The organism is Neobacillus sp. DZ-9 (assembly GCF_059587065.1).
Map to the genome: position 1 here is coordinate 158,155 of NZ_JCAIOL010000007.1, position 13,016 is coordinate 171,170.

Here is a 13,016-nt window from a genome sequence, read left to right on the forward strand (position 1 = left end):
GACCTTTCTGAAAAGAAAGTTATAAATGCTTTTTCTCGTATTCCGTGATTTTGCCGACACGTCCCGCATGTCGGCCGCCTTCAAATCCCTCTGTCAGCCAGATTTCCACAATATCGCGGGCAAGCCCTGGGCCAATGACGCGTTCGCCCATAGCGAGCATATTGGTATCATTATGAGCGCGTGTTGCCTTCGCACTGAAGGTATCGTGCACAAGGGCACAGCGGACTCCCTTCACTTTGTTCGCAGCAATGCTCATGCCAATCCCTGTTCCGCAAATCAGGATTCCCCTGTCAAATTCACCGCTCGCGACCTTTTCCGCCACCGGCAGCGCATAGTCCGGATAATCGACGGATGTTTCACAATCGCAGCCAAAATCCACATATTCTATCTTCAATTCTTCAAGCAGATGGGCTATTTCTTTGCGAATATTCACCCCGCCATGATCAGATGCTAATGCTACTTTCACGTTAAAACCCCCTGTTATTCAACTCAATCTTTTTTAATTTTGACATACCGCCTGAAAAATATAAAGAAAAAAACTATGTTAAACTAGTCTGTTGATTTCCGCTCCAATCAACAGAGTTAAAAAATCAGCAGTGACCTTTACACTGCCAAGAAAAAAAAGCCCTCATCGACGAGAGCTTATTTACGAGTTAATTTTTCCAATTGTTTTTTCAATTAATTTTTCCAGCTGATTAAAGGTTTCTTTATACTGCGCTAAACTGCCGCCGTAAGGATCGATGACATCATGGTCAAACGGTTCCCCCGTATATTCCTTCAGCGTAAATACCTTCGTGGTCGAATGAGGGTATTGCTGCTGGATGGCAAATTTGTGGGAGGAAGTCATCGTTAATATCAAATCCGCCCATTCCACCTCTTGATTCGTTAACATCGTGGAACGGTGATTATGGGCTACTTTGTTGTCATCGAGCACCTGTTTGGCATGGGCCGATGCTTCGCTGCCATGTGCTGCATAAATTCCCGCGGACCTGACTTCCATCCCATCGATTTTCTTATGTCTTAAAATTGCCTCAGCCATTGGACTCCGACACGTATTTCCCGTACAAACAAATAATATCCGCTGCACTATGAATGCCCCCTTTCCCCCTATTATAAAACAAAATTTTCACTATTCAAAAATGCCTGCACAGCTTAGCGATAAGAGATGGCTTGTTTCCCCATTTGCTCCCAGCCGCGTTTGAAAGCACTGATCGTGACCTTGCGATTTTTAGTGACACTTAGCGGGTCATTAAAATAAATATACTGGCTGTCATAGCCTGTGATGAGGACGCTGTGCTCTTTATAGGTAATGGAAATTTTTCCAGTCGGCGTATTCCAGGTCTGCCAGTATTGCGATGGAACCGTATCGAACAGCACATTGTTAATGACCCACACCGGTTTGCCACTGTTCAGATGCATATAAATTTCCTCAAAGCTGCTGCCGGTGAAATCGATAACCCGATTTGGCAGATAGCTTTCCGCTAAATCCGCGATCGGCCCGTGGTAAACCCCAAGGCCTGGCTTATTAAACGTATACATATCGCCAACAAAACCCGAATACGGATTTCCGAAGTACACTTGGCCATTCGTTTTCGAATATGGCGTCGGGTCTTTCCGCACCTGGGAAGCAAGCGTCATTTTTGAAACGCTTTTTCCAGCATCCAGGAGCATCATGTCGAGCGACGTCACTTCACAGCCGCGCGGCAGCTCCGGCATTTGCGCCACCAGCGGAACATCCAGCAGAACCGATGAAACGGAGCCCTTGCTGCCTAGATAAAAACGGTCCTTTCCGCTTTGAATCCAGCTGCCGGTCCTCATCGAGCCGTCACTATTGAGATAGTACCACTTGCCGCCATCCAGCAGCCAGCCCGTTTTCATTGCCCCATTTGAGGCAAGATAGTACCATTTACCGCCAGTGAAAACCCAGCCTGTCTGCATCGCACCTTTGCTGTTCATATAGTACCAGCGGTTTCCGTCCCTCACCCATCCGGTAAGCATCTGCCCGGAACCGCTTAGATAATACCATTTGCCGCCATCTAGGAGCCAGCCCGTTTTCATCACACCCTTAGCGTCAAGAAAATACCATTTACCGCCAGTTTGAATCCAGCCCGTTGCCATGGGCCCGTTATTTTTTAAAAAATACCATTTGCCGCCGTCTAATAACCAGCCCGTTTTCATCACACCTGATTGGTCGAGATAATAAGCTTGGCCGTTATCTTCGATCCAGCCCGTTTGCTTTTGACCATTTGCTCCAAGATAATACCAAAGGCCGCCTTCTTGAACCCAGCCTGTTGCGGCAACACTAACTGATAATCCGTATGTATGACCGGCCCCATCGTCTGCTGAAATCGACAGCATCGTGCCTGCTGGCTGTTTCGTAATGGCCACTTCAAATTGTCCTGTTGAATCGGCTGCAGCAGAGCCTAGGATTCCCTTATTGTTTTCCACTGATACTTTTGCGTTTTCAATCGTTTTCCCTTTAATCGCCGTCGTCTGATCGGTCACTTTTTCGAATAATTGGATTTCTGAGGTTGTTTCCGCTGTTGCCAGTCCTGGAACAAGAGAATAAGAGATTACAATCAGAGTAATACAAAGTTTTACCCAAATGTTTGGCTGCACACGCTGCCCCTCCCCAATTAATAGAATGATATATTCTACCATTCTATCTTTCAGGAAGAAAATCCTGTTTATTTTTATAAAAATTGCCAAAAAGGTGCCAGCAGTTTTAAGCCAAAGGCCAATAAAATCGCACCGCCAAGTGCCTCGCTATAGTTCCCCATCCAGCCGCTGACCTTTCTGCCGAGCAGTAAACCCGCCCATGTTTGCACGGTTGCCACGATTCCAAAGCATAAAATGACCAAAATCGTTTTAGCACCGTAAATGCCTAAGGAAAGTCCGACGGAAAAGCTGTCGAGGCTGACGCTGAGTGCAAATATGATTAAGCCAATCCCGGCAGGTGTGATAGCTTTTTCCTCCCCTTTTTTAAGGCTTGCCCAAATCATTTGCACCCCTAATATGATTAAAAGTAAACCGCCGATAAAGGTGGCGAAGGCTCCAAATTTTTCTGATAAAAATTTTCCTGCTGCGAGGCCCAAAAGCGGCATCCAAACATGGAATAGTCCAATCGTAATGCCGATATTAAAGATATTTTTGAGCCGCAGTTTGTGCATCCCCATGCCGAGCGCGACCGAAAAGGCATCCATTCCTAGTGCAAATGCCATTAATAGTAGTGTTGCGACTTCTCCAAACATCTCCGCCATCCTGTCTTCGCCCCCTTGGACTAACTATTTCAGCATATGCACGTCCAATTTGTTTTAGAAGTCCAGCGGGCGAAATGGCTGGGGCGCTAACTTCTATTTTAGCGCTTCTGAATGTGGGCTACGTGACCCCAATCGCTCTTATACTAAGATTTTGGGAACGTAGACAGGTTCTACGTTACCCCATTCGCTCTTGGACTGAGATTTCGGGCTCGTAGACAGGGTCTACGTTACCCAGTTCGCTCTTGGACTGAGATTTCGGGCTCGTAGACAGGGTCTACGTTACCCCATTCGCTCTTGCACTGAGATTTCAGGCACTTAGACAGGGTCTACGTTACCCCATTCGCTCTTGCACTAAGATTTCGGGCTCGTAGACAGGTTCCACGTTACCCCATTCGCTATTGCACTGAGATTTCAGTCACGTAGAGCGGGGCTCCTTTTTAAAAAAGTATTTCGAAAAGCTTGCCTGCATACAAAAAACACCAAGCCCCGCATTCGGCAGGACTTGGTGCTTACTCGCCAATAATTTTATTCCCGGCAGCTTTCAAAAGGCGGTTCATGATCGCATGACCCACACCCTCATTCGGAAACATCTCACTAAAAATAATATCCACCTTCAATTGATTAAAACGGCGAAGCGTATCATAAAGAGCTGCCGCAACCGTCTCCAGCTCGGTACGATGCCCGCAGGCAAGTACCACATCCGCCTTAAACTGATCCACGTACTCCTCTGTCGTCAGCACTCCGACCGCAAGCCCTTCCTTCTCCTTTTCATCCACTAAACGCTGAAGAAAATCTCTGGTGCCTGACACCAAATAAAGCGGAGCATTCGGGGCATAATGCTTGTATTTCATTCCCGGCGACTTTGGCTTCGAGGCCTCATCCGTCAAGGCAGGGTCGACCTGTACCTCGCCAATTACAGCCTCAAGCTGCTCCTTCGTCACGCCGCCCGGACGCAAAATAACCGGTATCCCCTCCGTGCAGTCCACCACCGTTGACTCAACGCCAACACCGGTCATTCCGCCATCGACTACTCCAGCAATCTTTCCGTTTAAATCATCAAGCACATGCTCCGCACTCGTCGGACTCGGTTTGCCCGAACTGTTCGCACTCGGCGCCGCAATCGGCAGCCCGCATGACCTCAATAGAGCCAACGCCACGGGATGATCCGGCATCCTTACTGCCACGGTCGAAAGTCCGGCTGTTGCTTTTTCCGACAGAACGCCTTCCATCTTATTAAAAATAATCGTCAACGGCCCTGGCCAAAACGCATCTATTAACACTTCCGCTGTCCACGGAACCTCACTCACAAATCTACTAAGCTGCTCTTTGTCGGCAATGTGAATAATTAACGGGTTATCCCCAGGCCTGCCCTTGGCAGCAAAAATTTTCTCCACCGCCTCGTCACTTTCAGCATTGCCTCCCAGGCCATAAACAGTCTCTGTCGGCAGGCCCACCACTTCATTTTCCCGTAAAAAATTCGCTGCATCCACAATTTGTGGATTACTTTCTAAATTATCCACATTTTTATCCACTATCCAGACCTTTGTGTTCATAGTTATCCACCTTTATCAGAAACGAGTCTTTTATCGAAATTTGACGAAAAACCGCGATTAGACTCATATTTTTCACTTAGTACGTTTGAAAGTATAAAAGAAGGCGGGGATAAATACAAGTTTTATCCACAAATTGTGTATAAGTTTCCGGAAATAGTGGATAACTTTGTGGATATATCCACAGTTATAAAGAAAATTTCAAAAATAACGAGTTATCCACATTCAAAACGTGTCGAATATGTTTTGATCCATAAAACTGTTCCGGCAAATCGCCTCGCCCGATTTTCTGAAAGCCCATTAATTCAAAAAACGGAAGGGCCGTTCCTTTATTTGTTGCCAAAAATAAACTTTGCATTCCTTTTTCTTTCGCCAATCGCACCATTTGATCGAAAAGGACGAAAATTTCCTTTTCAGCTTGTCCAGGCGTAACAACAAGCGAGCGCAGCAGACCAAAATCCATGTAAGCCTCCATGCCAAGCGTTCCCCTAAGCCTACCTTCCTCATCTTCTAGCAGCAAAAAGCAGCCAATCGATTCCTCATTCACGCCATCCGTCCCAAGATTGGCCCGCTCCAAAAACTCTCTTAAATTGCCGAGATCCTCTTTACCTGCCTTGCGAATTAATGATCCCATATCATCCACCTCTTCTTTTTTCATTTCTACTCTATGAATATTAAAAAGATAGATAAAATAGAACCGGCAAATCTATTAAAAAAACCAGCTCCGCTGAAAGGAACTGGTTTAATCAAATAGCTTTTCCCACATCTCAACTACGAAAAACTTCACTTTAACCGGCTGTTCGTCCTCTGCAGTATAAACTGGTTTTTTCTCTTGCTTAACTGTTTCATTTTCCTGTACAGGCTCTTCCGCTAAAAGCTGCTCTTGTTTTGCTAACGAATAGTTTTCCACTACAGCTGGCGATTTTTCAACCGTCTCTTTTTTAACTGGTGCTTTCGGCTGCTTTACCACCGCTTTTGTTGATTCTTTCGGCTGCCTTACAACTGGTTTTGCCTTAACTTGCGGCTCGTCTTCTACTTTAACCGGCTCTTCCTTGACTGTCTGTGCTTCCACTCGTTCCTTTTCATCAAAGCCTTTGCTTACGGCAATCCCATTTGAAAAATCCAGAAAGCATAACGGCGGGTATAACACGCACCACCAATTGGCCCCTTCGCCTTTACCCAATGTAATCAAAATCGCCTGGTATTCTCCGGCCGGATATAAAAACTGGCCATAAAGCTTTGTCGGAAACTGAACCTTGCCAAATTCTACTTTCACCGACTGATCGGAATTTTGCTCGCGCACCACTTGTTCCGCAATCGCTTGAATCTCCGGCAGCTTCGCCTTGATCACCGCTCTTGCTTTTTCCATCGACGTTAAATCCTGCACCCATAAAGTAATCTGGGCATTAACCGCGTCGCGCACCTTCCGCTTGATCGCCTGGTCCTTTTCAAAATCACTATTCGCTAGAATTCGGAGGCGGATCGCTTCCCCTGGAATCACAATCGATTCCTTCTGCGCCGCTTCCGTTTTTGGCATATATAAACTCAACATTGTTCCCAATGATAATACCACTAAGTAAGCCCAAACCACTACTTTGCTTCTCACTCTCAGCACCGTCCCTTCGATATCCTCATTGTGGACAGAAACCAAGAATCTTAAACTAGTAAATTTTAATATTTTCACCCGAACATCTAATCCCTTTACTGCCTTTTTTCCATGCCGATGGGCTTTTATGAAACACACACATATAAAAAAAGCCCCGGGAGATCACTTCCCGAAGCCAATTTCCGCAAACACCATCCGGTCCTTGCCGTTTATATCATTCACAATTTCAACCTTAACTTCCTCAAAGGCCTTTTGAAAAAGCTCCGCTACCGCTTCGCCCTGACCGGCCCCAATTTCGAAACATACCAACGCGCGGGAAGCTATCACCTGAGGAAGCTCCACCATAAAGCGGCGGTAAAAATCAAGCCCGTCCTCGCCCGCAAACAAAGCCCGATGCGGTTCATGCTCAGTGACCACTTCCGACATCGTCACGATATCCCCTGTCGGAATATACGGGGGATTCGAAATAACAACATCAAACCCGCCGCCCATAAACGGCTTTAACAAGTCACCCTGGATAAATTCAACGTCGGCATCAAGCCGGCTGGCGTTTTCTCGCGCAACTTTTAAGGATTCCTCTGCAATATCAGAAGCAAATACCTTTAATGATGGCTGTTCCAGCTTCAGGCTGATGGCAATTGCGCCGCTTCCAGTCCCAATATCCACTACCTTTTTTAAACCCAGCTTGTTTATTCTCTTGAGCGTTTCATAAACAAGCTCCTCTGTTTCCGGCCTTGGAATCAGCACCTCTTCATTCACTAGAAACGTCCGACCGTAAAACTCCTCAGAGCCGATCATATACTGAATCGGCACACCGCGGACATGCTCGTGAACAGCTTCCTCGAAACGTGACAACACAGCCGGATCTAAATCATCGCGCATATTGGCAAACAGCTGCGACCGTGACATCCCGGTAAAATGCCGAAGCAATAACTCGCCCGCATTCTCGTCCCGGTTTGCTTTTTTTAAAAAAGAAGAAGCCCAATTAAGAGCTTCGAATACTTTTTTACTCATTTGCAGCCTCATCCAGTCTTTTCGCTTGATCTTCCATAATCAAGGCATCGATGACTTCATCCAGCTTGCCTTCTAATATTTGGTCCAGCTTTTGGATCGTTAAACCAATGCGATGGTCCGTCACGCGATTCTGCGGGAAGTTGTAAGTACGAATCCGCTCGGAACGGTCACCGGTACCAACCGCCGATTTACGCACTTGGTCGTATTCCGCCTGTGCTTCCTGCTGGAACTTATCATAGACGCGCGCACGCAATACTTTCATCGCTTTGTCTTTGTTTTTATGCTGTGATTTTTCGTCCTGACATGATACCACAATTCCTGTTGGAATATGGGTTAAACGAACGGCTGACATCGTTGTATTAACGGACTGTCCGCCGGCTCCACTGGAGGCAAACGCATCAAAACGGATATCCTTATCGTGGATTTCGATCTCTACTTCTTCCGCTTCCGGCAAACAAACAACCGTTGCCGTCGAAGTATGAATCCGTCCGCCTGATTCGGTTTCCGGCACACGCTGTACACGATGGGCGCCATTTTCAAATTTCAATTTGGAGTAAGCGCCGGCACCATTGATCATAAAGCTGATTTCTTTGTAGCCGCCAAGGCCTGTCGGATTGGCATCAATCAAATCTATCTTCCAGCCCTGCGCTTCGGCATAGCGGCTGTACATCCGGTAAAGCGAACCAGCAAACAATGCCGCCTCGTCCCCGCCGGCCGCCCCGCGAATCTCAAAGATAACGTTTTTGTCATCGTTCGGGTCCTTCGGAATCAGAAGAATCTTCATGCGGGCTTCTAGTTCTACAATTTGCGCTTCCAGCTCGCTTACTTCTTCCTTCACCATTTCACGCATCTCGGCATCGAGCTTATCATCAAGCATTGCCTTGGCGTCAGCCAGCTGTTCGCGAGCCTCTTTATATTGGCGGTACGTTTGCACAGTTTCTTGTATGTCAGATTGTTCTTTTGAATATTCACGTAGTTTTTTTGAATCATTAATGATTTCTGGATCGCTTAAAAGTTCATTTAATCTTTCATAGCGATCTTCAACGGATTGAAGACGATCAAACAAGTTATTCACCTCGAGTTTTAGTCCATAACATTATAATTATAGTATAGGCGTTAAACTCCGTCAAAACCAAATTTTGATATAAAAAAACATGCCCTGGTAACAGAGCATGTTATCTTCGGTCTTCCTTGACTCGAACTTCGATATTGTAACGCGGCAGGGCCTGTACTAGCTTGCGGTGGAGGCGTGCTTCGGCATCAATTCTTTCCTTGTCGGAGAGCATGCCCTTTTTATAAACAGACACCCACATCCGGTCGCCATTCATCCAAACGGAGTCGATTGCAAACTCGTCAGTTGCCGCAACGACCTTTTTCGCCTTGTCGACATCGCTGCCTTGGTTTTCGCCGTCATATTCTCCTCGATCTCCCGACCTATTCAGATTAAGGAAGTTAGGATTTTGATCGGCAATATCATTTTCCACAACGTCCCTCTCGACCCCATTATTACGGTTGGACATAAAATTAGGCGTTGAGCGGTCTTTCCGCAAATCAGATGCTGTATCTTTTTCGTCAGCTGCGCGATTACTCTGACATCCAGTTACCATTAACAACATGATAAACGAGAGAAACATCCATTTTTTCCGCATAAAACACCTCCCATTACTATCATGCCCGGCAGCTTGCAGAACTGAACGAGAGAATTCTTTCCAAGCCCACAAAAAACTGCCCAGGAATCACTTCCTAGACAGTTATGTATCAACATCAAACTTCCTGCTCAACCGCCCCGCGGTACGATGCTGTTTTTGGCACTTCATGGTGGTGACGGCAGCGAGGCTCGTACGCTTCAGACGCGCCAACCATGATGACCGGGTCATGATACGAGGCAGGTCGCCCATCAATCAGACGCTGCGTCCGGCTCGATGGTGAACCGCATACCGTACAAACCGCCTGTAGCTTCGTCACCGTCTCGGCAATCGCCATCAACGCCGGCATCTGTCCGAACGGCTCGCCGCGGAAATCCATATCAAGACCGGCGCACACAACGCGATGACCGCTGTCAGCCAGCTGCTGCACAACCCGGAGGATGCCTTCATCAAAAAACTGAACCTCATCAATCGCGATTATGTCCATATCTGCTTCGACATGGTGCAGAATCTCAATCGAATGGGAAATTGGCTTCGCATTAAAAGAAGAGCCATTATGGGAAACGACAGACTGTTCACTGTAGCGATTATCAATCTTCGGCTTAAAAACAGCTATTTTTTGTTTGGCAAATTGAGCCCGCCTTACACGACGAATCAATTCCTCCGACTTTCCAGAAAACATACTGCCACAGATAACCTCAACCCATCCGCTTTGCTTCATTAAATACATAAACGGCGTCTCCTTCCTCTAAACGAACCATGATACTCGATCATATTTATAGTAAAAAAGTCATTAAAGTCAAATAAAAAAACAGGCAAGTAAGTTTTCCCACTCGCCTGTTGTCTTTGCAAAAATTATTGATTCTTAAGGCCGTATTTTTTGTTGAAACGGTCAACACGTCCGCCAGCTTCAGCGAATTTTTGGCGACCAGTATAGAATGGATGACATTCTGAACAAGTTTCAACGCGAATTTCTTTTTTAACAGAACCAGTTTCAAATGTATTACCACATGCACATGTCACCGTTACTGTTTTATAATTTGGATGAATTCCTGCTTTCATTCTTTTCATCTCCTTCCGCCCTGAATCTTTCGAAACAGAGTTATATAAATGCCTGTCTTAAAAACAAGCATCAAATACTTAAAACACACTGCACCCATTATAACAAGGGTAACCTACTTTTGCAAGTTGGGATTTTTTTGAAAAGGACTCCAGGCTCAGGCCGGCCCCTCTATTCCGTCTAGGAACGACGCGACTTTAGTTCCTCGTTCAGCTGCGCAAAGAACTCTTCGTTTGACTTCGTCTGTCTTAATTTTTTCAAGAAGCGTTCTGCAAAATCCGGAGAATCGGACATCGATTTGCGAATCGCCCATAATTTATCAAGATGATCCTTTGGAATAAGCAATTCTTCCTTACGCGTTCCGGAACGGCGGATATCAAGCGCAGGGAAGACACGGCGCTCAGCAAGACTGCGATCAAGATGAAGCTCCATATTGCCTGTCCCTTTAAATTCTTCATAAATGACATCATCCATACGTGAACCAGTATCAACAAGTGCCGTAGCAAGAATTGTCAAGCTGCCGCCCTCTTCAATATTACGGGCTGCCCCGAAGAAACGCTTCGGACGATGGAACGCTGCCGGGTCAATACCACCAGAAAGCGTACGTCCGCTCGGCGGAATAACAAGGTTGTAAGCACGGGCCAGACGCGTAATACTATCCATCAAAATGACAACATCGCGTTTATGCTCGACTAAACGCATCGCTCGGTCCAGCACAAGCTCAGCGACTTTAATGTGGTTCTCCGGCACTTCATCAAACGTCGAGCTGACCACATCACCCGCAACAGAACGCTCAATATCCGTTACCTCTTCCGGACGCTCGTCGATAAGAAGCACAATCAATTCAACATCCGGATGGTTCGTTGTAATGCTGTTGGCAATTTCTTTTAACAGCATCGTTTTACCTGCTTTAGGAGGAGCGACAATCAGACCGCGCTGCCCAAAACCAACCGGAGCGACCAAATCCATGATTCTGGTTGAAAGATGCTTTGGCGTCGTTTCCAGCTTCATTTGACGATTTGGATATAACGGCGTTAACGCAGGGAAGTAGACGCGTTCTTTTGCGGATTCAGGATCTTCTCCATTAACCGCCTCTACATGCAGTAAACCGTAATAACGTTCATTTTCCTTAGGCGGACGAACTTTACCGGAAACCTTGTCCCCGTTGCGCAGATCGAAACGGCGGATTTGCGAGGCGGAAATATAAATATCCTCAGAGCTTGGCGAATAGTTAATCGGGCGTAAGAAACCAAAGCCTTCTGACTGAATGATTTCCAGGACGCCTTCCATGAAGAAATAACCCTGCTGCTCGGCACGGGATTTTAAAATCGCAAAAATTAATTCTTTTTTTGTTAATTTGCTGTAATAGGTCACTTTATATTCGCGCGCAAGCTCATAAAGCTCCTTCAGCTTCATGTTTTCTAAACTTGAAATTGTTAAATCCATTAGTACACCACACTTTTAAATTTTCCCTTCGAATCCGCTCTTTCTTTTTGTAAAAGATGGTCAATAGGTAATTAAGAAATTAGAGGAAATGAAATAGAAGTAGAATTGAAATGAATAGATTTGCAGAAAAATATGCAAGATAAAAAACAATATCTATTTTACCCCCTGAGCAAAAAAATAATCAACTAGATTTACTTCGATCTAATGTTGGAAATTTTTTCTGAAAGGAATCCCTCTTGGAGATATTGGAGTTGGGAGATCAGCCGCTGGCTGGTCTCCCCTTTTTCTATTACTGATGTCCAGCTGCAGCGCCTAGGGGCTCTTTGGTCTAAGCCAATCCGTCAAGAAGGTTAAAAAACAACCTTCTCGTCGGCTCGTCTTATGCCTGTCGCCCCTAGGAAAAAATGAACTGCTTTTTTCCCTGGTCAAGGCGCTTCCGCTTTTCTAATTATTTAATTACTAAATTCGGTTTCTTATTCAAGCTGTGACGGCCTTCGATAAAGCGGACCGTGCCGGATTTAGCACGCATGACAATCGAGTGTGTCGAGGCATGTGAGCCTTTGAATTGAACGCCGCGCAATAATTCGCCGTCAGTTACACCTGTAGCGGTAAAAATAGCGTCGTCGCCTTTCACGAGATCCTCCATGCGGAGAATACGGTTTACATCTAAGCCCATTTTAATGCAGCGCTCAAGCTCGGCATCATTTTGCGGCAGAAGTTTCCCCATGATTTCGCCACCGAGACATTTCAATGCTACCGCCGAAATAACTCCCTCTGGTGCACCGCCGGAACCAAATAGAATATCAACACCGGTATCGTCGAAAGCGGTATTGATGGCACCTGCAACGTCGCCATCGTTAATCAGTTTAATCCGCGCGCCTGCTTCACGAAGCTGAGCGATGATATGCTCATGGCGCGGTCGATTCAATACGGTTGCCACGACATCCTGGATATCTTTGTTTTTCGCTTTGGCCACTGCTTTCAGGTTGTCCAAAACAGAAGCATTGATATCAATTAAGCCAACGGCTTCAGGGCCAACAGCAATTTTTTCCATATACATATCTGGAGCATGAAGAAGGTTTCCATGATCCGCTACCGCTAGAACGGCCAAAGCATTCCAGCCGCCGGACGCTAAAATATTGGTGCCTTCAAGCGGGTCAACGGCGACATCTACACGCGGTCCATAGCCTGTACCGAGCTTTTCGCCGATGTAGAGCATTGGTGCTTCATCCATTTCCCCTTCACCAATCACAACGGTACCTTTCATTGGAACGGTGTCGAATACATCGCGCATTGCGGATGTAGCAGCACCGTCGGCTTCATCCTTTTTCCCGCGGCCCATCCAGCGTGCAGAGGCCAGCGCTGCTCCTTCTGTGACGCGGACAAGTTCCATCGTTAAACTTCTTTCCATGAATTCCATCCCCCGTTTTCTGT

General features: G+C 46.3%; 14 protein-coding genes. All 14 read right to left on the reverse strand.

Annotation, left to right across the window (positions count from 1 at the left end; translation table 11 throughout):
• Positions 1-19: 19 nt before the first annotated feature.
• Entirely contained in the window at positions 20-466 is a 447-nt protein-coding gene (gene rpiB / locus AC59HZ_RS20210) for a ribose 5-phosphate isomerase B (protein WP_430066997.1), read from the reverse strand.
• A gap of 180 nt (positions 467-646) precedes the next feature.
• Positions 647-1,087 (reverse strand): low molecular weight protein arginine phosphatase, encoded by a 441-nt coding sequence (locus AC59HZ_RS20215; protein WP_496547587.1) that lies wholly within the window; start codon positions 1,085-1,087, stop codon positions 647-649.
• Positions 1,088-1,152: 65 nt separating this feature from the next.
• The gene (locus AC59HZ_RS20220) at positions 1,153-2,661 is read right to left on the reverse strand and encodes a C39 family peptidase (protein ID WP_496547588.1); all 1,509 of its coding nucleotides are present in this window, start codon (positions 2,659-2,661) and stop codon (positions 1,153-1,155) included.
• A gap of 32 nt (positions 2,662-2,693) precedes the next feature.
• On the reverse strand, positions 2,694-3,260 hold the full coding sequence (locus AC59HZ_RS20225; protein WP_496547589.1) for a manganese efflux pump MntP: 567 nt from the start codon (positions 3,258-3,260) through the stop codon (positions 2,694-2,696).
• A 509-nt stretch (positions 3,261-3,769) separates the two neighbouring features.
• Entirely contained in the window at positions 3,770-4,813 is a 1,044-nt protein-coding gene (locus AC59HZ_RS20230) for an L-threonylcarbamoyladenylate synthase (RefSeq protein WP_496547590.1), read from the reverse strand.
• Between the two features lie 184 nt (positions 4,814-4,997).
• The gene (locus tag AC59HZ_RS20235; RefSeq protein ID WP_496547591.1) at positions 4,998-5,444 is read right to left on the reverse strand and encodes a GNAT family N-acetyltransferase; all 447 of its coding nucleotides are present in this window, start codon (positions 5,442-5,444) and stop codon (positions 4,998-5,000) included.
• Between the two features lie 108 nt (positions 5,445-5,552).
• Entirely contained in the window at positions 5,553-6,554 is a 1,002-nt protein-coding gene (gene spoIIR, locus AC59HZ_RS20240; RefSeq protein WP_496547592.1) for a stage II sporulation protein R, read from the reverse strand.
• 24 nt (positions 6,555-6,578) lie between these two features.
• Positions 6,579-7,430: a peptide chain release factor N(5)-glutamine methyltransferase gene (gene prmC / locus AC59HZ_RS20245; protein ID WP_496547593.1), complete on the reverse strand. Its 852-nt coding sequence runs from the start codon at positions 7,428-7,430 to the stop codon at positions 6,579-6,581.
• Entirely contained in the window at positions 7,423-8,496 is a 1,074-nt protein-coding gene (gene prfA / locus AC59HZ_RS20250) for a peptide chain release factor 1 (protein ID WP_496547594.1), read from the reverse strand. Before prfA ends, prmC begins: the two co-directional genes overlap by 8 nt.
• Positions 8,497-8,605: 109 nt before the next feature.
• Positions 8,606-9,079 (reverse strand): hypothetical protein, encoded by a 474-nt coding sequence (locus AC59HZ_RS20255; protein WP_496547595.1) that lies wholly within the window; start codon positions 9,077-9,079, stop codon positions 8,606-8,608.
• A gap of 115 nt (positions 9,080-9,194) precedes the next feature.
• Positions 9,195-9,806, reverse strand: a complete 612-nt coding sequence (locus tag AC59HZ_RS20260; protein ID WP_430063874.1) for a thymidine kinase — start codon at positions 9,804-9,806, stop codon at positions 9,195-9,197.
• Positions 9,807-9,931: 125 nt separating this feature from the next.
• Complete coding sequence (gene rpmE, locus AC59HZ_RS20265) at positions 9,932-10,138, reverse strand: 50S ribosomal protein L31 (protein ID WP_430063875.1); 207 nt, start codon at positions 10,136-10,138, stop codon at positions 9,932-9,934.
• A 178-nt stretch (positions 10,139-10,316) separates the two neighbouring features.
• The gene (rho, locus tag AC59HZ_RS20270) at positions 10,317-11,582 is read right to left on the reverse strand and encodes a transcription termination factor Rho (RefSeq protein ID WP_223594920.1); all 1,266 of its coding nucleotides are present in this window, start codon (positions 11,580-11,582) and stop codon (positions 10,317-10,319) included.
• Between the two features lie 448 nt (positions 11,583-12,030).
• Positions 12,031-12,993 (reverse strand): class II fructose-bisphosphatase, encoded by a 963-nt coding sequence (gene glpX, locus AC59HZ_RS20275; protein ID WP_496547596.1) that lies wholly within the window; start codon positions 12,991-12,993, stop codon positions 12,031-12,033.
• Between the last annotated feature and the right edge of the window lie 23 nt (positions 12,994-13,016).